Genomic DNA, 21,980 nt, shown 5'->3' with positions numbered 1-21,980 from the left:
TCAGCGCCAGGCCACCGTCGAGACCGACAGGCCCGGCACGGTGACCTGGGTGTAGCGCTGCCGGTCCCGGATCGTCACCGTCCGAGCGGCGGAGTCGACGTTGAGCAGCACCACCACCCGGGAGCGGTCGGGGTTGATAAACGCGACGTTCTCCACCCCGCCGCTGGTGGTCACGGTGCCGATCACCCGGGCGCCGGGCGTGACGAACTTGGACAGGTGCCCCAGGACGGCGTACTCGGCGTTGCGGGTCACACTGCTCCCCTGGATCTGGACGACCCCGTTGCAGCGCGTCCCGCAGGCGCCGTACGTCGGCCCGCCTGCAGCGTTGAGGGCGAGGTTCCACAGGATCACGCTCTCGGCCCCGCTGCGGATGCCCTGCACCACCAGGTAGTGCGTCTGCCACAGCAGCGTGTCGGAGAAGGTCCGGCGGGCGTCGTAGGAGTCGGTGCCCGAGCACTCCGTCTCCCGCACCCGCCAGCCGGCAGCGCGGATGGAGCGCATCGCGGTCGGGTCGCCGCTGTAGCAGTGGAACGCCGCCCCGACCACGCGAGGGACGTCCTTGACCCCGCGGAGCACCTCGAGGGCCTGGGCCGACTCCGACCAGTTGTGGTCGAACGCCCACAGCCGGGTGCCCAGGTGCAGGGCGGTGAGCTGCCGGTCGGTCTCGCGCAGCACGGCGATCTGCTGGGCCACCGAGAGCCGCATCGTGGGGTAGCTGCTCTCCAGACCCGGCTCGTTCTGGATGGTGAGGTCGGCCAGGGGCGCGCCGACGGCGGCATACGCCGCTGCCACCCGCGCCAGGTAGGTCGCGTAGGCCACCACCTGGTCGGCCTTGAGGGTGCCACCGGTGAGCGAGCCCGAGGTCTTCATCCAGGCCGGCGCCGACCACGGTGCGGCCATCAGCTTCAGGCCGGGGTTGAGCACCTGCGCGGCCTTGATCAGCGGCAGGATCGAGCCGGTGTCGCGGCTGTAGTCGTAGACCCCGGCGCGGTCCTGGTAGGTGGTGAAGGGCGAGCGGGTGACGAAGTCGCTGGAGCCGAGCGGCTGGCGCAGGATGTTGAGCCGCAGTCCGGTCGGTCCGAAGAGGCTGGCCAGGGTCGAGGCCCGGGTGGTCACCGGCAGTGCGTTGAGCAGGCTGGCCGAGGACTCGGTGAGCGAGGCGCCGACCCCGGCGAAGGCCTGGGTGGCCCGGGCGGGCCTGACCACGATCACCTGGCGCTCGGCGGCCAGCGCGGCGGTGGCCGGGGTGACCTTGGCGAACCGGGTCCGGCCCCGCCAGGCCAGCACCGACGAGCCGTCGGCGGTGGTGGTCCAGGTGCTGGCGGGGCGCGGTCGTCCGGCCCCGGTGGCGGTCCCGGTGGCGGTCCCGGCGCTCGCTCCGGGGGCGGGCGCGAGCAGCGCGAGGCCCACGGTGGCGGCCAGCACCGACACCATTCTTCTGGCTGCAGGCAGGCGGCAGCCAGCGACGAAGGTCCCCATGACACTCCCTCAACCCGACGATTCGATCCGAGGATCGATCTCGTCCCGACGCGCATCCCTCCGAGCGAGGGCGACGAGAGCACCCTAGGGCGCGAACGGTCCGGATCTGACCCTCAACTCGCCCGCACCGGTCTAGTTATTTCGAGCTATGCCCGGGCTGTGGGAGGCCCACCCGGGTCGCGGCGAGCTGGGTGCCGATCCGGTGCTCCAGGGCGGTGGCGACCGCGCGCTGCTCGGCCTCGGTGGGGTGGTACTGCTGGCTGGTCGCGGTGGTGCGCAGCGCGATCCACGGGTCCTTGGTGCACAGCCCGTGGCCGCGGGTGACCGACCGGGGGTCGAGGAACCCGACGCCGGCCTGGGTGGCGGCGTTGCGCTGGGCGATCGCGATCCGGTTGAGGGCGCCGCGGGCCAGGGTGAGCGTGGTGCGTCCGGCCTTGAGGCAGCGCCCGGTGCTGGGCAGGATCTCGGGGTAGCCGATCACCACGATGGTGGCGTGCGGCGCCTTGGCCTTGACCCGGCGCAGCACGGCGACCAGGTCGGTGCGCATCTTCTTGAGGCCGGCCACGGTGGTGTCGCGCCGTCGCTGGCAGGCGGCCGGCTTGGTCAGGCAGACGCCGACCAGGGACATGATGCCGACGTCGTTGCCGCCGACCGCCACCGTCACCAGGTCGGCGTCGGCGCGTACGGCGGCCAGCTGGCGTGCCACCACCGGCTTCTGCCGGTGGGTCAGGTCGCGGATCCTCGCCCCGCCGCAACTGACGTCGATCAGGTTCACCTCGCCGCTGGGCGAGGTCTCCCGGTCGGCGGCGAACAGGTGCGGGTAGTTGAGGTCGGTGCGGTTGCAGGGCACCGAGATCCGGCGGCCGACCCGGGGAGCACCGGTGTAGGAGTCACCCAGGGCCACGTAGACCATCGGCCGCAGGTCACCGGCCGAGGTGCGGATCGCGGGCACCTGGCGGGTCCCGCCGCCGCAGCCGGCCAGCCCGAGGGCCACGCTCATCACGACGAGCGCGATCAGGAAGACAGGGGCGCGCCGCACATCGCAAATTGTGCCCGAGTGTCAGGGCAGTTCGCTCACCGACACCGACTTCCGGGTTCACCACCGCCCACTTCCGGGTTCACCACCGCCCACTTCCGGGTTCACCACCGCCCACTTCCGGGTTCACCACGCACGAGATCCGGGTTCGCCACAGCATCGCTGTGGCGAACCCGGATCTCAGTGGTGGTGAACCCGGAACTCAGGCTCGGCGTCGGGCAGCGACCACCAGGGCGCCACCGGCCACCAGCATCAGGCCCATCAGACCCAGCAGCCAGGGCTGGACCGGGCTACCGGTGTCGGACAGTCCGCCCCCGGTGCCGTTGCCGTCACCATCGCCACGGCTCTCGTCGAGGTTCGACACCGAACCCGTCGGAGGCGTCCGGTAGGTGTTGACCACGCGGAACGTCAGCGTCGAGGTGGCGCTGTCGGAGACCGGGGCCACGGTGAGCCCGGTGTCGCGGGTGCCGTGCGCGATCTCGACCTTGGTCGCACCGAGCGTCTGCAGCTCGGTGACCCAGCAGATCGAGCCGACCGGGACCAGCTGCGCGGCACCGGTGGCGTCGAGCAGGGTCTCGGTGCGTCCGACCAGCACCTTGACGTTGCGGTTGACCACCGTGGCGGTCTGCGTCCCCGAGGTGTACTCGCAGGTGACGTTGACCTTGACCGGGCGCTTCTTGAAGACCGGGTCGTGGGCGTAGGCACCCTTCGCGATCTTGTGCACCTTGACGATGCCGGCACCGAACCGGTTCACGAAGGTCACTGGGACCGGCGTGACGTCGGAGCCCGAGGTGACACTCACCGTGACCGGCTTGGCCGCCGTCACCGCGTTGCCCGCGGCGGTCTCGGTGACGGTGCACTCGGTGCGGACCGGCAGGTCGCCGATCACGGCCGAGGTGAGCTCGGTCGCGCCGGCCTTGGTGGTCAGCGTCACCGGAGCCACCGCGATCGGGGTGCCGTTGAACGCGCAGTCCACACTGAACTCGAACGGACCGCGGGCCACCGAGGAGCCGACACCGGCGAGGCTCTTGACGATCTGGATCGCACCGGAGTCGTAGGTGTTGGTCACGGTCACCGCCGTGGTGGTGCCGTCGCCGATCGTGGCCGAGGACGGCGAGAAGTCGACGCTGGTCTGGCCCGCGTCGGCCTCGCTCGACGTGCAGACCGAGCCGGTCGGGATGGCACTGAGCGTGACCGGCGTACCGTCACCGTTCAGGGTGACCAGGCCGCCGTTGGGCAGCACCACCTTGGTGCCGACCGGGAAGTCGCACTCGACCGTCACGTCGAAGGTGCTCGGGGCGTACGCCGCCGAGGCTCCGGTGACGACCTTGTGCAGCTCCAGGGAGCCGGTCTCGAAAGTGTTGGTCACGAGCACGTCCACCGCAGCGGCCGGGTCGACACCGACCACGACACTCGACGGGGTCACGACCACGTCGGGGGTGCTCGGCACGGAGTCGACCTCGCTCACCGAGCAGGTCGCACCGCTCGGCAGGCCGGTCCAGGTGTAGGAGGTCTCCCCCACCACGGTCTGGCGTGCCCCACCGGGGATCGTCACCGCGACAGCGACGCCGTTGACCTGGCGGGTGCAGGCCAGCTCCATCGTGTAGTGGCCGTTGACCGCACCGGGGTCGGTGGCGGCCGGACCGGCCAGCTCCTTGGTCACGGTGACGGAGCCGAGGGTGAAGGTGTTGGTCACCTCGACGGTCTCGGTGGTGCCGTCGCCGATCGTGGCGGTGCCGCCGACCGGGTCGTACGTCGTGGTGTTGGCGCCCCCGGCCTTCGGCTCGGTCACGACGCAGGCAGCACCGGTGGCCAGGTCGTCGATCGTCCAGACCGGGTGGGCCTTGGTGATCGCCGGGCTGTCGCCGTCGTAGACCACGTCACCGTCGAGGGTGCAGCGCGCATGCAGGGTGAACGTCTCGTTGCCCCATGCCGTCGCACCGTTGCCGTCGATCACCTTCGTGACCTCCAGCGAGCCGGTGGTGAAGGTGTTGGTGAACGCCGCCGTGATGGTGCTCGCCGAACCCTGGAGGATCGTGAACGAGGTGGCCGAGGCCGTGGTCGACGTACCGGCGACACCGCTGGTCGTCTTCACGATCGTGGTGGAGTCGGCACCGTCGTCGTCGGTCTCGGTGACGGTGCACGACGCCCCGGTCGGGAGGTTCGCGAACGTCTTGCTCGCACCGGCCGCCAGCGTGAACGTCCGGTCGGCGAGCGGGATCGCCTCCTGCGCCAGGTAGGTGCAGGACGCGGTGAAGGTGAACGGCCCGTAGCTGATCGCCGTGCCCGAAGCGTCCACCGCGCCGCCGTCGTCGACCGTCTTGGTGACGGTGAACCCACCGGCGGAGTAGGTGTTGGCCACCGACAGCGTCAGCAGGGGCGGGGTCTGGGCCGGCATCGGGTTCATCACGTTGTCGGCGGCGGGCAGGTTGCGCCGCGCCGTCATCGTGCGGTTGGTCGGCGAGTACGTGACCACGTCACCGGCAGGCTGCCCGGTCTCGGCCAGCACACAGGTCGCACCCCACGGCAGGTTCACCGGGGTGGTCGCGCTGTTGTAGGTGTACGTCGTCCCGGGCGTGACCGCGAACGTGCTGCGGTTCTCGGTCCCGGCGGTGCCGGTCAGCGGCACCGTCTCGCCCACCGACGTGCAGTCGATGGAGAAGGTGTACGTCGACGGCAGCGTGATCGGGTTGGCCCAGGTCGGCGCGGTGACGGCCTTGTCGACCAGCAGCTGACCGGTCGGCAGCGAGACGCCGACCCGACGCGGCTCGGTGACCAGCGACGCCGAGGCGGCCTGGGTGCCGGCGGCGACCATGCGGGAGCCCGCACCGACGGAGTTCCACGCGATGGCGACACCGTCGGCCTGGCTGGTCGCCAGCTCCGAGTACGCCGGCGTGGTGCTGCGGTAGGTCAGCGAGAAGGTTTCACCGGGCTTGAGGCCGGCCGACTGGGCGACGTTGGTCGGGTCACCGAAGGTGAGCACGAACTTGAACGCGCGGGCCTCGGACACGTCGGTGGTCGGCGTGATCCGGGTCCAGTTCAGGGCCGCGATCTTGCTGGCGCAGGCACCGGTGCTGAGCCCGCCGGGCGTGGTGTGCGACCGGATGTCGAGGTCGTTGCACATCGTGCCGTCGCCGAGCTGCCCGTCGGGGACCTTGGTCGTGTAGTAGAGGTCCAGCTCCGCGATGCCGGTGTTGGCCAGGTCCCCGATGTTGCTGTGGAACTCGTTGAGCAGGGTGACGCCGAAGGTCGAGCCACGCGGGGTGTCGACCACGACGCCCTTGTCGCCGACCGCCGGGAGCACGTCGATGCCGGCCACGACGCTGGCGTTGGCGTTGCCGCCGTTGGTGAAGTCGACCTTCCACTCCTCGGTGCCGCCCGGTCGGGTGATCGGGACGCACGGGTAGGTGTAGAAGCCGTCGGCGTCGGCCGCACCGGAGCCACCGGGCTCGCACGCGGTGGTGTCGGTCTTGCCGTCGGCGAGGACACCGAGGTCGTCGTAGTTGGCGTCACCGGGAACAGCGTCCGGCAGACCGGCGCCGACGCCCCTGACGCTCTTGACCATCTCGAGCGGGGTGTCCGAGAGCACCTCGAGGGTGGTCGAGGCGGTGCAGGTGGCGACCGGGGCGGTCGCGCTGCCGGTGGTGGTGAACTGGGTCTCGTCGGTGGTCGAACGGCACTCCTCGAAGTCCCGGTCGGAGCTGGCCGTGATCGAGTTCGTGATCGACGTACCGGCCGGGAGCTCGTCGCGGACCTTGAGGTTCGCCTCGATCCTCAGCACCGCGCCGGCGGGGAAGGTGAATCCGTTGGCGAAGGTGATGGTCAGCGCGCCGGTGGTCTCGTTGAGTGAGGCCGTCGGCTGCGTCGAGCCGATCGCGCTGCCGGTGCCGGTGAGGGTGAACTTGAACGTGCCCGCCCCGGTGGGAGCGGTCACCGGGGTCTGGCCGCCGACCAGGCCGACCTGGTCGGTCAGCTGGAACGTCGGTGCCGTCATCGTGTAGGCGCCCGAGTTGGTCACCGTCATGACGAACGGCACGGTGTCACCGTTGGCGTAGCGCGGGTGAGTGGTCGGGTTGCCCGGCCCCTTCACCACCCGGATCCGGTTGATCCGGTGCTTGATCACGGTGCTGGTCGACGCCGTCTGGGTGTCGGAGTACTTCACGCCGCTGGTCTTGTCCCACGACGCCACCCCGTCCACGACGAGGTCGTTGTGGATGGTGCCTTGGTCTGGCTCACCCGGAGCCAGCGCCATCCCCGGCAGGGTCGAGGGCACCGGCGTGACGCCGGACCCGGCCGTGGACCACCACAGCTGGGTGCGTCGAGTCACATTGAGCTTGACGGTGACCTTCTGGGTGCTGGTCCGCTCCCACTGGGCAACGGCGCCATTGACGTAGCTGCGGGCCTCGATCTTGATGCCGCGGACGTTCGCAGCCGTGACGCCGGCCGGGATGCTGACCGACGTCGTGGTGCCCGAGAGGGTCGTCCAGGACCCCGTCGTCCAGCAGTCGGTGAGGTCGGTGAGGCCGTCGCAGTAGGCCACCAGGGACGATCCGACGAGACCGTAGGTGAGGGTGTGCCCGGCGGTCGTGGAGAGCACCGACACCCGGTAGGAGTTGACCGGGCCGCCGGCGCCGACGGAGGCGATCGAGGCCAGGTCGAAGGCGTTCCAGAACCGCGGGTCGGAGTCGGTCAGGGTCAGCAGGGTGGTGCGGGCGGTGCCGGTCGGCTGACCCGTCAGGGTCATCACGTAGCCGGTCCGACCCTGGTCCTCGTACCGCTCGGTGTAGTTGAGGGCCTTCGTGGCCGCCACCCCGTACGTCGGGTTGACGACCTGGAACTCGTCCTCGGCCTCGTCGGTGTTGGTGTCGCAGGGGTCACCTGCCGGGACCGCACCGCAGCTGATCCCGCCGGGACCGGAGACGGTGGCACGGGCCTGGTTGAGGTGGGCCGGACCGGTACTGCCCGAGGTCACGGTCATCGCCGCACCGCTGGTGCGCTGGGTGGCCCGCAGCTGGAAGATCAGCTTGAGGCTGAGCCGGTCCGAGGGCTGGATCCACTCACGGTCGATGGAGACGTCCACGGCGACGACGTCGACCAGGTCGGCCGGCGTCTTCGCGATCGCCTCGGCGTAGGTCCAGGTGGCGGTCGTGGTGTCGGCGAAGGTGACCTTCACCGTGACGTCGGCCTGGGTGACCTGCGACGGGAACGTGATCGTGTCGATCCGGTACAGGTTGAGGGTGTCGTAGACCGAGTCCTGGACGGCGGTGCCGGCGATCGGGTCGGCGATCCGCAGGCCGGTGACCTTCGAGGTGGTCTCGTTGGTGGCGACCAGGTCGGCGTCGATCAGCGGGTAGTCGCTGGCCGGCGTGCCGACCGGCGGCAGGCCGAGCGAGGCGTCGGAGAACGACTTGGTCAGGTCGATGTTGAGCGGACGGTCGATGATGATCGCGTTCGCCGAGTCCTGGGTCGAGTGCGTGAAGCCGGCGCTGGTGCCGGTGACGTCGACGCTGTTCTTCACCTGACCGGCGCTGGACGTGTTGTAGGTGTAGCTGTGGTGCTGACCCAGCACGTACGCCGTCGCGTCCGAGCGCAGCTTCTCGCGGACGGTGAAGGCGAGCCGGACCAGACGGTCGTTGCCCGAGGAGATCGCGACCGGCTCACCGGTGGTGCGGCTGACGAAGGTCAGCCGGACGCCGAGGACGTCCTCGGTCTGCCCCACACCCGTCCCGACCGGGATCGTGTAGCCGCCGAAGGTGCCGGTGCAGCCGGCGGCGCAGGCGGCGGAGGTGATGTCGATCCAGTTGCCCGAGCTGCCCGAGTAGACCTCGACCTGGGAGACCTTGTCCTCGGCGATGTGCTTGTCCTGAGCCGTGGTGATCGGCTCGATCCGGGTCAGGTTGAAGGCGTCGTAGATCGACGTGGCGACGTCGGTGAGCTCGCCCGTGGTCGCCGGGTCGGAGACGGTCACCTCGTCGAAGGCCAGGCCCTGGGTGCTCCATTTCAGCTTCGCGGTGCGGGTGTCGCCGGTGAGCGCGCCGACAGTGACCGGGTCGGCCTCGTCAGCAGCGTCGGTCGGGTCGACCCAGGTCTTGTCGGCCAGGTCGGGGCCGGTGCCCGTCATCGGGTGCAGCACCACCTCGTCGCCGTCGCCGGCGTTGACCGGCGGCAGCAGGTTGGCGGCGTTCTCGACCTGCGAGGAGACGGTGTTGTCGACCGAGAGGTCCACGGCGGTGCCGATGCAGGCGGCACCGGCGCGGACGGAGACGTTGAAGTTCGGGGCGACGTTGAAGCCCGGCGGCAGCAGCGTGCCGTCGGTCTTGGAGAAGACGAACTGGATCCCCGAGATCCCGGCGCGGTCAGCGGCCGGGATGGTGTAGTTCCACGACGCCTGCGGTCCGGCCTGCGTGGCCAGGGTCGCCCAGGCCGAGCCGTTCCAGGTCTGGACCTTGAGCGTGACGCCGGCCGGGATCGCGGTGTCGGTGATGTTCTTGACCTGGAAGCAGGACCAGAAGCCCGACGGCGTGCCGCTGGCGGTGCCGGGGTCGGACAGCGTCAGGTAGTCCGAGCCGACGGTCGAGGCGGGGCGCGGGGAGACAGCGCCGGTCAGGTTCACCAGGGTGGTCGACCCGGGGACGGCGTACAGCTCGTCGGGGATGAACTTCTTGGAGACCGAGGTGGCGATCTTGGCCGGGAGCCGGTCCAGGGAGTCCGAGGCGGTCGCCGAGTCGGACTGGTCCCGGGTGTCGGTGACGGTCGACTTCGTGGTGTTGGTCGAGGTCTCGGTGGCGCTGCCGGTGACCGGCTGGCCCTTCACCGTGAACGGCAGCACGGCGTAGGAGTACGGCTCGATGCCGTCGCCGGGGGCGGTGAAGGTGACGCTGAAGCCGACGACGTTCTCGACCGAGCCGGTGGGGGCCGGGAGGCTGTCGACGGTGGTGGTGTTCTTCGTGTCGCTGGTGCCGTCGGCGTAGGTGTAGGTGATCGAGGCGCTGGTGGCGCCCTCGGGCCACTCGATCGCGTTGGCGGTGAAGCCCTCGAAGAGCAGGCCCTGGGCCGCCAGGTCATCGCCGCCCGGACCGGGGTCGGAGATGGTCAGCGAGTGCACCGGCATGGCCTGGTTGGTGCTGCGGATGGTGGCCGCCGACGTCTCGCCGCCGAGCAGGTTGTCCTCGGCGTAGTCCTTCGTCGTGGTCACCGTCGGCGGGACGTTGGCGATGGTGAGCGAGGCGCTGTCGTGGTCGGGCGTGCTGGTGCCGCTGCCGGCCCCGACCGTCGCCTCGACGGTGTTGTTCACGGTGACGGTGGTGCCGCCGGCGATGGTGGAGACGTTGGCCCGGGTCTGGGTCTGCAGGCCGATCGTGGCCTTGCCCACGACGGGGATGTGCGGGGCCGTGGTCGAGGTGAAGGTGAACCGGAGGCCGTAGATGTCGGCGAGCTGGGAGGGGAGCAGCGAGCCGGTGGCGGACGGGATGGTGCCGTCGTACGACGTCGCCCACACGCCCGACGCGTTGACCCACTCGACCTTGACCTGGTCGGCGCCCTGCGGCGCAGTGAACGTGTCGATGCCGGTGACCTGGAGGTACTGGAACGGACCGGTGGTCGGGCTCGAGACGTTGGTCGGGTCCTGGATGGTCAGGGTCTCGACGCTCTGGTTGGAGGTGTTGGTGCCGACGAGGGTGAAGTCGGCTGCGGTGCCGGCGACCGCGGCGACGGTACCGGGGGTGGTCCGCTCCTTGGTCACCTCGACCTCGAGGTGCTGCGGCACGGCGATGGTGACCGTCGCGTCGGCAGGCTTCTCCGCGGCGTTGTCGGCGGCGATCGTGGCGGTGTTCGTGATGGGGCCGTTGTAGTCGGCCGACGCGTCGGCGGGGACCTTGACGCGCATCGTGACGGTGGCCTGCTTGGCCTGCAGGAGGCCCACGTCGGAGCCGCCGAGGCTCTTGGTGAAGTCGATCGTCGCCTTCGTCCCGGCGACCGTCACGGTGGAGGTGCCGCCGCCCTGGACCGACACGGTCACGGGCGTGGCCGTACTGGTGTCGAAGACGAGCGGAGCCGGCAGGTCGTCGACCAGCTGGGCGTTCACACAGCCCGCCGAGGTCGGGCTGGAGCAGATCGCCGTCACGGTGTAGGTGAACGACTGTCCGGGAGCGAACGGGCCCGTGCCGGAGGCGGTCTTGGTGATCTGGAGGGTCGAGTCCACAGCGGCGTTGGCCGGCAGTGTCGGCATCAGCACCAGGCCCGCACTCAGCACCGACAGGGCAACGCCGAGGGACCACCTCCGCCGTCGCTGATCATGGCGTTGGGCCTTGGATGCGCGCGACGAACGTGTGCGTGACAGCACTGAAATCTCCCCGGGTCGACTACTTGCTCCCTGTCGGACCCGATTCCAGACTCCCCCACCTTAGGTAAGTTCTCAGGTAACGTCGATTCGGCTCCAAAACGTTGTAGCGAAAACGTTGTAGTGACGATGGCCCGACGAGGCGGACTTCGGGGGCGCGGGGACGCCGCCGTAGGCTTCCCGACATGTCCCGCGCCACCTCGCACCGCCGCTCACGCGGAGGGACCCGGCGGCTGATGCTCGTCGCGGGGGTCGTCCTGATCCTGTGCGGGCTCGGGGTCGCGGGCTACGTGGGCTGGCAGTACTGGGGCACCAACGTGGTCAGCCACCGGCACCAGACGGCCGCGGTCAAGGAGCTGCGGCAGGCCTGGCATGACGGTCAGGCCGAGGCGAGGACCGACGTCGGCACCGCGAACGCGATCATCGAGATCCCGCGCTTCGGAGCGTCGTACGCCGTCCCGGTCTTCTCCGGCACCAGTGACGCGGTCCTGGCGTCCGGGTACGGGAACTACACCTCCAGCGCCGCACCCGGCGCGGTCGGCAACTACACCCTGGCAGCGCACCGGGTCACCCACGGTGAGCCGCTGCGGCGGATGAAGGAGCTGCGGGTGGGCGACGAGGTGCGAGTGGTGACGCGCACGACGACGTACGTCTACACGCTGACCACCGCCGGCTCGGCGCTGACGGTGCCGTTCAGTGCGTCCTGGGTGCTCGACCCGCTGCCGGAGAACCCCGACGGGGGCGTCGAGCCCGCCCAGCAGGCCAAGCAGGCCCTGCTGACGCTGACCACCTGCGCCGAGCTGTTCCACACCGACGAGCGGCTGGTGGCCTTCGGGGTGCTGACCAGCACCCACGGCACCCCCTGATCCACCCCTGATCCGCCGCTGATCCACCGCCGATCAACCGCCGCGCTCGCCCCAGGGTGGGGAGAGGTCCCCATTGCCGCGCTGTGACGTCGATGGCACGCTCGAACGGTCCGCGAGACGTGGTCGCGCAGGAGGTTGATCGGTGTCCGCCCTGAAGAAGAATCTCGACGACATGGTCGAGGCCGTCGTGGACGGCTTCCGCCACGCCGGGACCGGTGTCTCGACCAAGGTCGGCCACATGCGTGCCCATGCCGACGACGCCGTCTCCCAGCTGAAGAAGCTCGACGACGACCTCGCCAAGAAGGGCGCACCCTCGGCGCCGTCGGGGCCGAAGCCGAAGACGAAGACACCGGTCCAGGATCTCGACGTCGGCAGCTACCGCGACCTCTCCAACCGTGCGGTGGTCGGCGACGCGATGCAGCACGACCACATCCCGTCCTCGGCGGCGATCCTCCGGGCCCGCGAGATCGAGCTCGGTCGTAAGCTCACCCCCGAGGAGGCCCGGGCGCTGCACAACGACGCCACCGCGGTCGAGCTGACCAACGCCGTGCACGCCGACAGCCGCACCTACAAGGGCCGCAACACCCCCGATCAGATCGCCCTGGACGCGAAGGACCTGAAGGCCGCGGCCGAGCGGGACTACGCGACGTTGCGCTCCAACCTGACCAAGACCGGCAACTACACGCCGCAACAGATCAACGACGCGATTGACCGCCTCCGCGAACGGAATGGAGGATTGGGCAGATGAGCGACGTGACCACCAGTGACCTCGGCACCTTCCTGCGCGCTACCGGAGCCCCGGAGGGCAGCGCCGACCTCGCTGCCGCGATGGCGATCGTCGGCGGAGAGTTCAGCGTCGACGACACGCCGTACACCGGGCCGGGCGACCACTACCTGGTCGCGCCCACCGGCGAGGTCTCGATCCTGATCCAGCGCGACGTGGCGACCGCGATCTTCCTGCGCATCCGTGGCGGGGAGGGCTTCGAGGCGTACAGCCGCGTGAGCGGACTCTTCCCCGGGTCGACCACCGCACCGGCGCGCGAGGAGATCCGCGGCCTGCTCGGGGAGCCGATGCGCTCGGCCGGGGGCTACGACCTGTTCCAGGTCGACGGCCGGTTCGCGCACTTCGAGTACGACGCCGACGGTCTCTCCCTGATCACCCTGATGGACGAGGACCCGCTCGCGTGAGCCACGACGCTGCGGCTCTCGGGGGCGAGATCACCACCTTCCTGGCAGCGCTCGGGCAGCACGAGGACAGCCTGGAGCTGCTGGAGGTCATCACCCTGGCCGGGCCCCGGATGGAGCGCCACGAGAGGGTCCAGGACGGGGTCACCTGGACCACGCTGGTCTTCGCCCCGCAGGGCGTGACCGTCCAGATCCGCGACGGCGTCATCGTCGCGATCCGGATCGACATCGTCGACGAGGACGGCGGGGTCTACGGGCAGCCGCAGAGCCTGATCGCGGGCCTGTCGCTCCCGGCGACGAAGGCGGAGCTGCGTGCGGTGCTCGGCGCCCCGACCCAGGCCCTGGACAGCCTCGACCTCTTCCGCCTCGGGGATCGCTACCTCTCGGCCGACCTGGCCGGCGACCAGGTCGTCGCCGTCTCGGTGCTGCTCTCCGGCGTGGCCCCGGCCTGACCGGGCCCTGCCCGACGAACCACCGAGAGAGGCGCCTGACATGACGGCCGACGGGAAGACGATCGCCCGGACCGAGGCTGCGGCCTTCGGCGGGACGCCGCGGGTGCACCGGTACTCGAACGACGCAGAGACCCTCTCGGTCAACATCCTCTCGGCGGTCGATGGCCCTCAGGCCGGCGTGACGTCGTACGGCACCGTCGACCTGAGCACGTTCGACAACGGCCTCCAGAGCGCCGCCGGCAAGGAGATCCGCGTCGAGATCCTGTCCGCCTGCGCCTCCACGGTGGAGACCTTCGGCAACATCGTGATGGCCTGTGCCCTCAACGTCGCCTCAGGACGGCACAGCCTCACCCCCGGCGTCATCCACCCTCGGACCGTCGAGCTCTACGAGCCCGAGGTCACGATGAAGCACATGCTCCTCGTCCCCCCGTTCCTGTGGGGCGAAGACGCGCTGACGCCCCTGGAGGACGACGAGGCGGTGGTGCTCTTCCTCCAGGGCGTGCCGATCTCCGACGCCGAGCTGCAGTTCGCCGAGGAGCACGGCACCGAGGCGTTGGAGGACCGGTTCGTCGAGGCGCAGATCGACGTCTTCGACCTGAACCGCCCCTCCGTGGTCTGAACGACGCCGGACCCGGCCACCGGCCGGCCCTGATCCGGCACGTCTTCGGGGAGAAACGGAAGATCCCCCGGCGGGCTTTCGCTCCCCGGGGGATCTTCACTGGCGGTGTCGGTGGGATTTGAACCCACGGTAGCTTTCACTACACAACATTTCGAGTGTTGCACCTTCGGCCGCTCGGACACGACACCGAGAGGAACCTTACCGAAGACGGTGCCCAGCAAAGAAATCGGCCAGCATCCGAGCCGATTCCTCGGCCCGTACGCCGGCGAGCACCTCGGGTCGGTGGTTCAGCCGACGGTCGCGCACGACGTCCCACAGCGAGCCCACGGCGCCCGCCTTGTCGTCGTACGCGGCGAAGACCAGGCGGGCGATCCGGGACAGCACGATCGCCCCGGCGCACATGGTGCAGGGCTCCAGCGTCACCACCAGGGTGCAGCCCTCCAGCCGCCACTCCCCCACCGTGGCGGCGGCCTCGCGCAGGGCGACCACCTCGGCGTGACCCGTCGGGTCGCCGGTGGCCTCGCGGAGGTTGTGTCCGCGTCCGATCACCTCGCCGTACGGCGACACCACGATCGCCCCGATCGGCACGTCGCCCGACGCCAGCGCCGACCGCGCCTCGTCGAACGCGAGACCCATCAGCTCCGCGTCGTTCCGCTCCGTCACGGCGACTCAGTCGGCATGGATCCCGACGGCGTCGTCGAAGAGGTCGCCGAACCCGATCCGGTCGGCCACCTCCGAGAGCGCCTCGTCGGGATACAGGTCGTCGTCGAGCAGCATGCCCATGTCGATCGCGGAGAAGCCGGCGTCGGCGAAGATCGCCAGGTCCCCGGCCGGGGCGACGTCCTCCTCGTCCTCGGGATCGGGCAGCCCGAGGTGCTCGACCACGGACTCGGCCAGCTCCCAGTCCTCGGCGGCGGTCACGTCCGAGAGCAGCACCCGCACCGTGGAGCCGACCACCCGGCACACGATGAAGAAGTCCTCATCCATCCCGATCAGGCCGACAGCGCCGCCGTCGCCGGGGAACCGGCGCAGCGCCGCGGCGAGGGTCTCGACGTCGGCCAGACGGTCGTGGGCCAGGTCCTCGACCTGCCACACGCCCTCTTCCCGATAGACCGCGAGAGCGAAGTCGACGCCTTCGATCTCCTCTGCCTGGGCTGCCATGCCTCCCAGACTGGCAGACGGCTCCGACGAAACAAAGCCATATCGGCTCCGGCATTAGGCTGGTCCCCATGCAGACCGTTGTCGTGGACCACCCTCTCGTCGCTCACAAGCTGACCACGCTCCGGGACGCACGCACGGACTCCCCGACGTTCCGCGCCCTGACCAACGAGCTGATGGCGCTGCTGGCCTACGAGGCCACCCGCGAGGTCCGGGTCGAGCCGGTCGAGATCGAGACCCCGGTCGCGCCGATGACCGGCACCCGGCTCTCCTCCCCGCGCCCCCTGGTCGTCCCGATCCTGCGTGCCGGCCTCGGCATGCTGGAGGGGATGATGAGCCTGGTCCCGACCGGCGAGGTCGGCTTCCTCGGGATGGCCCGCAACGAGGAGACCTTCGAGGCGATCACGTACGCCGAGCGGCTGCCCGCCGACCTGACCGGCCGGCAGTGCTACGTGCTGGACCCGATGCTCGCCACCGGCGGCACCCTGGCCGCTGCCGTTCGCTTCCTGGTCGACCGCGGCGCCGACCACATCACCTGCATCACCCTGCTGTCCGCACCCGAGGGCATGGCCAACCTGGAGCGGGGCCTGGAGGGTGTCGACGTACCGGTGACGATCGTCACCGCCGCGATCGACGAGCGGCTCAACGAGAAGGGCTACATCGTGCCCGGTCTCGGTGACGCCGGCGACCGGCTCTACGGCCTGGCCGAGTAGTCCTCAGACGTTGGTGCCGACCAGGGTGCCGACGCCCCACGTGATCGCCATCGCGAGCACGCCGCCCACGACGTTGCGGACCACCGCCCGGCCCGGCCGGGCGTAGCCGATCTTCGCCGACACCCACCCGGTCAGGGCGAGGGCGAGCGCCACCGAGATCGCGGTGGCCCAGATCCGTACGTCGGAGGGCAGCAGGATCATCAGCGCCGGCAGCATCGCGCCGACGGTGAAGGAGACCGCCGACGCCGCTGCGGCCGACCACGGGTTGGTGACGTCGTCGACGTCGATGCCGAACTCGAGGTTGGCGTGCACCTGGAGGGCGTTGCTCTCGGTGAGCTCGCGGGCCGCCTGCGCCGCGATCTCGGGGCTCATCCCCTTCTCCTCCAGCATCAGCTGGAGCTGGCGCAGCTCCTCCTCGGGCATGGTCTTGAGGTCGTGCTCCTCGGCCTCGATCAGGGCCTGCTCGGCGTCACGCTGGGTGGAGACCGAGACGTACTCACCGGCGGCCATCGAGAGGGCACCGGCGATCAGGGCGGCGATGCCCGCGATCAGGATCGCCGAGCGGTCCGTGGTGGCACCGGCGACACCCATCACCACCCCGGCGGTGGAGACGATGCCGTCGTTGGCCCCGAGCACCCCGGCACGGAGCCAGTTGAGCTTGTTGGACAGTCCCTCGCCGGCCTCGGCGTGTTCGTGATCGTGCGCGTCGGCAGCCATCTCGGCGTCAGCACTCATAGTGCGTAGTAAAGCCCCGCCCGTTGCTCAGGGCAACGAAGCGGGGCCTTACTACGGTGAGCCTTGCGTGGGTCAGTTGGCGCCCTTCACCGCCACGACCGTCTGGGCGAGCTCCTGGGTGCCGTCGGTGTGGTCGACGACGCCGTAGTAGGTGCCCGCGGGACTCGCACCCGTCCAGGACAGGGCGACCGAGCCGGAGCCGTTCACCGTGGCGCTGGTCGGCGCCGAGGTGACCGTCAGGCTGCCCGGGGTGGAGGGCACGATCCAGTTGTCCAGGGAGAACTGGTGCGTGCCGGTGACCTTCCAGCCGTGCACCGCGACCGTGTAGGTCCCGGCGGCGGGGTGGTTGAGCTCGATCAGCTCGTCGGTCCCACCGTTGGTGCTCGACGCGACGACCTTGCCGTCGGGGCCGAGCAGGTACAGGTCGAGGTCGTCGTTGCCCGAGGCGGTGTAGCCGAAGCGCCAGTACGCCACGTCACCGATGGTGACCGGGATCTTGGCAACGCCGGTGCCGTCGTCGGGGGTCCCGAACTTCTGGTCGGGGTCCTGCGTGACGGAGCCGTTCAGCGGCGCCGAGGCGACCAGCCCGGAGGCCTTGGCCTGGTAGGTGCCGTCGTACCCGAACTTCACCGGGACGGTGAGGGTGCCCGAGGCACCCTCGCCCGTGACCGAGGTGCTGGTGCCGACCTGGGCGGCCTTGACCGCGATCGAGCTGTTGACGGTGTAGCCCGAGCCCTTCCAGGTCAGGTTGCCGAAGCGCCAGGCACCGATGGTGGCCTTGCCCTTGTTGGTGACGGTGACCTGGAACGAGGCGGTCTTGCCCGCCGCGACGGTCAGCGTCGACGGCTTCACGCTCACCGCGTAGCCCGCCGGGGCGTCCTTGGTGTCGGCGCGGACCGTGATCGACTTGCCGCTGACGTTGGTGACGGTACGGGTGACCGTCTCCGAGCCGACGACGGCGTCGATCCCGATGGTGGGCAGGTTGAGGTCCTCGGTGCGGGTCGGCACACCCTGGGACTTCAGCGTCGCGCAGGTGGAGGCCGCGTTGGTGAAGATCCCGGGGGCCGCGTCGCAGTAGAACCCGAGGTAGTCGTTGTGCCCGGCGTCGTAGACCAGACCGGGGTTGAACATGCCCGGCTTGGAGACGACACCCGGGTTGACCTCACCGGCACCACGCTCGAACGGCGTGGCCTGGGAGACCCGGTCGTTGTCGCGCACGTCGAGCGACGCGGTGGTCTGCAGTGCCGACTTGGCCTCGGCAGGACTCCACTCCGGGTGGGCCTGCTTGACCAGGGCGTAGATGCCGGCGATCTGCGGAGCCGCCATCGACGTACCGGCGATGGCCTGGAAGAGCTCACCGGAGACGAAGCCGGCGTCGGTGTACGGCGAGGCGCCGGCCACGATCTGGATGCCGGGGGCGGTGATGTCGGGCTTGACCACCGAGGCCGCCGTGGGCGACTCACCGCGGGAGGAGAAGACCGTCACCGACGGTGCCTTCCACGGCTCGTTGGTGATCTCGCTGGTCTTCACGATGGCCGCGGTGGCCGGACGCGACCCGCTCTTGTGGATGTACGCCGTGATCTTCTCGCCCACCACCTGGTCGACGTGGACCGTGGGGACGAAGAAGGTGTCGGTGAACAGGTTGTCCTTGTTGGGCACGTCCACGTTGGCCAGGATCATGCCGACCCCGCCCGCGTCGGAGACGGTCAGGCTCTTGGCGACCCGGCCGTTGGAGCCGCGGTGGCAGAGCACGATCTTGCCCTTGACCGAGGCGGAGAAGGCGGTGTCACCGACACAGAACTGGTTGCCCAGGTCGGCCGCGTCGACGATCGGCTTGCTGCCCAGGGTCTTGGTGACCGAGGCACCGTAGAGGGTGGTGCCGTTGCCGAGCTTGATCGTGCCGCGGTAGAAGCGCGGCTCGGTGCCGGCGGCGACCGCGGTCACCCACGGGCTGTCGGCCGGTCCACCGAGGGTGGACTCGCCCGGACCGTCGTTGCCGGCCGAGACCGAGGCGAAGACGCCGGCGTCGGAGGCGAACAGGAACGAGATCGCGTCCGGGCCGAGCAGGTTGGCCCCGCCACCGACGGAGTAGTTGATCACGCCCACGCCGTCGGCGACGGCCTGGTCGATCGCGGCGGAGAGGTCGGAGCTGAAGCCGCCCTCGTTGCCCAGCGCCTTGTAGGCGATCACCTGGGCACGCGGCGCGATGCCGGTGGTGGTGTCGACGTAGTGGCCGTCGATGGTGGCCTTCACGTTCGCGTCACCGGCGGCGGTGGAGGCGGTGTGGGTGCCGTGACCCTCGTCGTCACGCGCGGAGACGAACTCGTCGGGCTCGGCGCCCTGGACCGCGCGGTAGGTGGTGGTCATGTCACGCGCGCCGACCAGCTTGTTGTTGCAGGTGAAGGCGGCGTCGTTCTTGTTGGCGGCGGTGTTGCCGAAGTCGCACGAGTCCGGACCGAGGTCCGGTGCGGCCGGCAGCGTGCCGTCGTCGGCGAAGCTGGGGTGCTCCGGCCAGATCCCGGTGTCGATCACGCCGACGAGGACGCCGGTGCCGTCGATCTTGGAGTCGTAGGCCTCACCCTTGCCGGTGAGGTTGAGGAACTGCTCCTCGGTCGGGACCTTGCCCTCCTTGGTGGGCTTGTATCCCTTCCCGGGCTTCGAGCCGGGCTTGTGCCCGCGGCCGGTGGGCAGTGCGGCACGACCGCGGTCGTGGTGGGTGTTGACCGCGGCCAGGCTGGTCGCGGCGCTGCTCTCGACCCCGGAGATGGTGCGCAGCTCGTCGGGGACGACGGCGGCGACCTTCGGGTCGGCGGCGAGCCGCATCGCGGCGGCGTGGCTGGTCTCGACCGAGAAGCCGTTGGCGGCGACGGTGAGGTCCTGGGTGACGGCCGAGGACGGGACCTTGGCGTCGGAGAGGATCTCGTTGTGGTCGGCGACGATCGCCTGCTGCGCCTTGGCCGCAGCCGAGGAGGAGAGCTGGGACTGGCTGAACTCACCGAGCAGCGGGTCCGACTTCAACAGCACCACGTAGGTGCCGTGCTTGCTGGTCGCGACGGTCTTGTCCAGACCGAGTGAGGAGACCAGCTGGCCTTGGGTCTGGCCGGTAGGGGCTGCTGAGGCAGCCGAGGTGAGGGCGGGCACGATCAGTGCCCCGGTGCCCAGAACTGTCACCGCGATAGCGGCGGAGGGGACGGCAAAACGACGTTTCACGAATTCTCCCGAGCGAATCGTCCGTGCCTACGCGGGACCGCGCAGGTTCTAGGACTCTGGCACGCGCGGTTGCGTTCTGGGAAGGTGGACATTGCAACAAATCGGCAACACCGGCGCTCGGTAGGCTGGGCCTCCCATGCCTGACTTCATCATCAGTTCGTACGCCGTCTCCCCCGCCCACAGCTCCTGGGACCCCGCCCTCGAGGCAGAGCTCCTGCCGGCCCTCGCCGCCCTGCCCGACGTGGTCGGGCTGGAGGTGCCCTGGCTCGGCCGGCTCCACCCGCACGACGACTCCTGGTTCCTCGACCACGTCCCCGCCACCGGCCTGGCGCTGACCCCGCTGCCGTTCGTGATGGGCCGCACCGCCGCAGACCCGCGCTACGGGATCGCCTCGGCCGACGCTGAGGGGCGTGCCGCCGCGCTGGCGGACCTGCGGGCGCTGGCCGCCGACGTGGCCCGGCTCGCACAGGAGTCCGCCGCGACGCCGACCCTGATCGAGCTGCACACCGCACCGCGCGGCGGTGGCTCGGTCGAGGCGCTGGCCGCGACCCTGACCGAGATCTCCGGCTGGGACTGGTCCGGTGCCCGCCTCGTGGTCGAGCACTGCGACAGCCCGGTGCCCGGACAGGAGTACGAGAAGGGCTTCCCCTCGGTCGCCGACGAGCTGGCCGCACTCGACCGGATCGCCCAGGCCGCCGGCCCCGAGGTGGGCCTGTGGCTGAACTGGGGTCGCTCGGCGGTCGAGCTGCGTGACGCCGACGCGGTCACCGCCCAGATCGCCCAGGTCGCCGACGCCGGCCGCCTGGTCGGCCTCGGCTTCTCCGGTGCCGCCGCCGTCGCCGGCCCCTACGGCGCGGCCTGGGCCGACGCCCACCTGCCGATCGCCTCGACCCACCCGGAGTCGGGCTCGATCCTGGACGAGGCCCACGTCGCCGCAGCCCTGGCCGCCGCCGGCACCCCCGCGTTCCTCGGGGTCAAGACCAGCCGCAGGTCGACCGACACCACCGCCGCCGACGCGCTCGCCACCGTGGCGGCGAACCTGGACGTCGTACGCGCCGCTCTCTGAGTCACCCAGAACGACGAACGCCCCGATCCTCACGGGCCGGGGCGTTCGTGCTGAAAAGGCTCAGAGGCCGAGATTCATCTCGGTCTCTGGTACGTGCTGCGCAAGGCGGAGGGCCGAAGGCGGCCTTCAAGCGAAGCGGGCCGTCGAGGCCCGACAACGCAGTGCAGTGCGTATCAGAGGCCGAGATCGCGGCCGATGAGCTCCTTCATGATCTCATTGGACCCGGCCCAGATCTTCGTCACACGAGCGTCGCGCCAGGCGCGAGCCACGCGGTACTCGTTCATGAAGCCGTAGCCGCCGTAGAGCTGGACGCAGTGGTCGAGCACCTCGGACTGGGTCTGCGAGGACCACCACTTGGCCTTGGACGCCTCGACCGGGGTGAGCTCACCCTTGCTGTGAGCGAGCACGCACTTGTCGACGTACGCCTCGGCGACCTCGATCTGGGTGAAGAGCTCGGCCAGCAGGAACTTGTTGTGCTGGAACTTGCCGATCGACTGGCCGAAGGCCTGCCGGTCCTTGGTGTACTGCAGGGTCTCGATCAGGATCTGCTTGGCGTGGGCGACGTTCGCCACGGCGCACGAGAGCCGCTCCTGGGGCAGCTTCTGCATCATGTAGATGAAGCCCATGTTGAGCTCGCCGATGATCTCGGCGTCGGTGACGCGGACGTTCTCGAAGAACAGCTCGGCGGTGTCGGACTCCTCCATGCCGACCTTGTCGAGCTTGCGGCCGCGGGAGAAGCCGTCCTTGGTGGCCTCGATCGCGAACAGGGTGATGCCCTTGGCGCCCTTCTCCGGGTCGGTCCGGGCGGCGGCGATCACGAGATCGCAGGAGTAGCCGTTGGTGATGAACGTCTTGGAGCCGTTGATGACCCACTCGTCGCCGTCGCGAACCGCGGTGGTCTTCAGCGCCGCGAGGTCGGAGCCGCCCGAGGGCTCGGTCATGCCGATCGCGAGCAGGATCTCACCCGACGCGACGCCCGGGAGCCAGCGCTGCTTCTGCTCCTCAGTGCCGAGCTCGACGAGGTAGGGCGCGGTGATGTCGGAGTGGATGCCGACGCACGTGGGAAGAGCGGCGTTGACCTTGGCCAGCTCCTCGGCGAGCACGGCGTTGAAGCGGAAGTCGC

General features: G+C 70.1%; 15 protein-coding genes and 1 tRNA gene. 7 read left to right on the top strand and 9 right to left on the bottom strand.

Annotation, left to right across the window (positions count from 1 at the left end):
• The 3 genes from Q1V88_RS00080 to Q1V88_RS00070 all read right to left on the bottom strand — a co-directional run bounded on the left by Q1V88_RS00080 (nt 1) and on the right by Q1V88_RS00070 (nt 10,742).
• Nucleotides 1–1,425 (bottom strand): glycoside hydrolase family 30 beta sandwich domain-containing protein, encoded by a 1,425-nt coding sequence (locus Q1V88_RS00080; RefSeq protein WP_300675981.1) that lies wholly within the window; start codon nt 1,423–1,425, stop codon nt 1–3.
• Between the two features lie 190 nt (nt 1,426–1,615).
• Nucleotides 1,616–2,518, bottom strand: coding sequence for an SGNH/GDSL hydrolase family protein (locus Q1V88_RS00075; protein WP_300675979.1), 903 nt, complete (start codon nt 2,516–2,518; stop codon nt 1,616–1,618).
• A 199-nt stretch (nt 2,519–2,717) separates the two neighbouring features.
• Entirely contained in the window at nt 2,718–10,742 is an 8,025-nt protein-coding gene (locus Q1V88_RS00070) for a DUF5979 domain-containing protein (RefSeq protein ID WP_300675977.1), read from the bottom strand.
• A 296-nt stretch (nt 10,743–11,038) separates the two neighbouring features.
• Between Q1V88_RS00070 and Q1V88_RS00065 the strand changes: the two genes are divergently transcribed.
• The 5 genes from Q1V88_RS00065 (at nt 11,039) to Q1V88_RS00045 (ending at nt 13,975) form a co-directional block, all read left to right on the top strand.
• Nucleotides 11,039–11,719, top strand: a complete 681-nt coding sequence (locus Q1V88_RS00065; protein WP_300675975.1) for a class E sortase — start codon at nt 11,039–11,041, stop codon at nt 11,717–11,719.
• A 142-nt stretch (nt 11,720–11,861) separates the two neighbouring features.
• Complete coding sequence (locus tag Q1V88_RS00060; protein ID WP_300675972.1) at nt 11,862–12,467, top strand: hypothetical protein; 606 nt, start codon at nt 11,862–11,864, stop codon at nt 12,465–12,467.
• Entirely contained in the window at nt 12,464–12,907 is a 444-nt protein-coding gene (locus Q1V88_RS00055) for a hypothetical protein (protein ID WP_300675968.1), read from the top strand. Before Q1V88_RS00060 ends, Q1V88_RS00055 begins: the two co-directional genes overlap by 4 nt.
• Nucleotides 12,904–13,356 carry a hypothetical protein gene (locus Q1V88_RS00050; RefSeq protein ID WP_300675965.1) on the top strand — a complete coding sequence of 151 codons (453 nt, stop codon included), beginning with the start codon at nt 12,904–12,906 and terminating at the stop codon, nt 13,354–13,356. Before Q1V88_RS00055 ends, Q1V88_RS00050 begins: the two co-directional genes overlap by 4 nt.
• A 40-nt stretch (nt 13,357–13,396) precedes the next feature.
• Entirely contained in the window at nt 13,397–13,975 is a 579-nt protein-coding gene (locus Q1V88_RS00045; protein ID WP_300675962.1) for a suppressor of fused domain protein, read from the top strand.
• Between the two features lie 100 nt (nt 13,976–14,075).
• Here Q1V88_RS00045 and Q1V88_RS00040 read toward each other — a convergent pair.
• The 3 genes from Q1V88_RS00040 to Q1V88_RS00030 all read right to left on the bottom strand — a co-directional run bounded on the left by Q1V88_RS00040 (nt 14,076) and on the right by Q1V88_RS00030 (nt 15,136).
• A tRNA-Ser gene (locus Q1V88_RS00040) sits at nt 14,076–14,163 on the bottom strand.
• A 10-nt stretch (nt 14,164–14,173) separates the two neighbouring features.
• On the bottom strand, nt 14,174–14,638 hold the full coding sequence (locus tag Q1V88_RS00035) for a nucleoside deaminase (RefSeq protein WP_300675961.1): 465 nt from the start codon (nt 14,636–14,638) through the stop codon (nt 14,174–14,176).
• Nucleotides 14,639–14,644: 6 nt separating this feature from the next.
• Nucleotides 14,645–15,136, bottom strand: a complete 492-nt coding sequence (locus Q1V88_RS00030; protein WP_300675958.1) for a tRNA adenosine deaminase-associated protein — start codon at nt 15,134–15,136, stop codon at nt 14,645–14,647.
• Nucleotides 15,137–15,204: 68 nt separating this feature from the next.
• Between Q1V88_RS00030 and upp the strand changes: the two genes are divergently transcribed.
• Complete coding sequence (gene upp / locus Q1V88_RS00025) at nt 15,205–15,846, top strand: uracil phosphoribosyltransferase (protein ID WP_300675956.1); 642 nt, start codon at nt 15,205–15,207, stop codon at nt 15,844–15,846.
• Between the two features lie 3 nt (nt 15,847–15,849).
• On the opposite strand, the gene Q1V88_RS00020 is transcribed toward upp, so the two are convergent.
• Nucleotides 15,850–16,581, bottom strand: a complete 732-nt coding sequence (locus Q1V88_RS00020) for a VIT family protein (RefSeq protein ID WP_300675953.1) — start codon at nt 16,579–16,581, stop codon at nt 15,850–15,852.
• Nucleotides 16,582–16,653: 72 nt separating this feature from the next.
• On the bottom strand, nt 16,654–19,791 hold the full coding sequence (locus Q1V88_RS00015; RefSeq protein ID WP_300675951.1) for a S8 family serine peptidase: 3,138 nt from the start codon (nt 19,789–19,791) through the stop codon (nt 16,654–16,656).
• A 136-nt stretch (nt 19,792–19,927) separates the two neighbouring features.
• Between Q1V88_RS00015 and Q1V88_RS00010 the strand changes: the two genes are divergently transcribed.
• Nucleotides 19,928–20,857: a DUF4862 family protein gene (locus tag Q1V88_RS00010; protein WP_300675949.1), complete on the top strand. Its 930-nt coding sequence runs from the start codon at nt 19,928–19,930 to the stop codon at nt 20,855–20,857.
• A 173-nt stretch (nt 20,858–21,030) separates the two neighbouring features.
• Here the strand turns inward: Q1V88_RS00010 and Q1V88_RS00005 are convergent.
• Nucleotides 21,031–21,980 (bottom strand): acyl-CoA dehydrogenase family protein (locus tag Q1V88_RS00005; protein ID WP_300675946.1); only part of this gene is annotated, 950 nt, incomplete at its 5' end.

This window comes from Nocardioides sp. (assembly GCF_030150155.1).
In the GTDB taxonomy this organism is placed as follows: Bacteria; Actinomycetota; Actinomycetes; order Propionibacteriales; family Nocardioidaceae; genus Nocardioides.
Note: the sequence above shows the minus strand (reverse complement) of the source record. Positions and strands in the feature narration are given on the sequence as shown.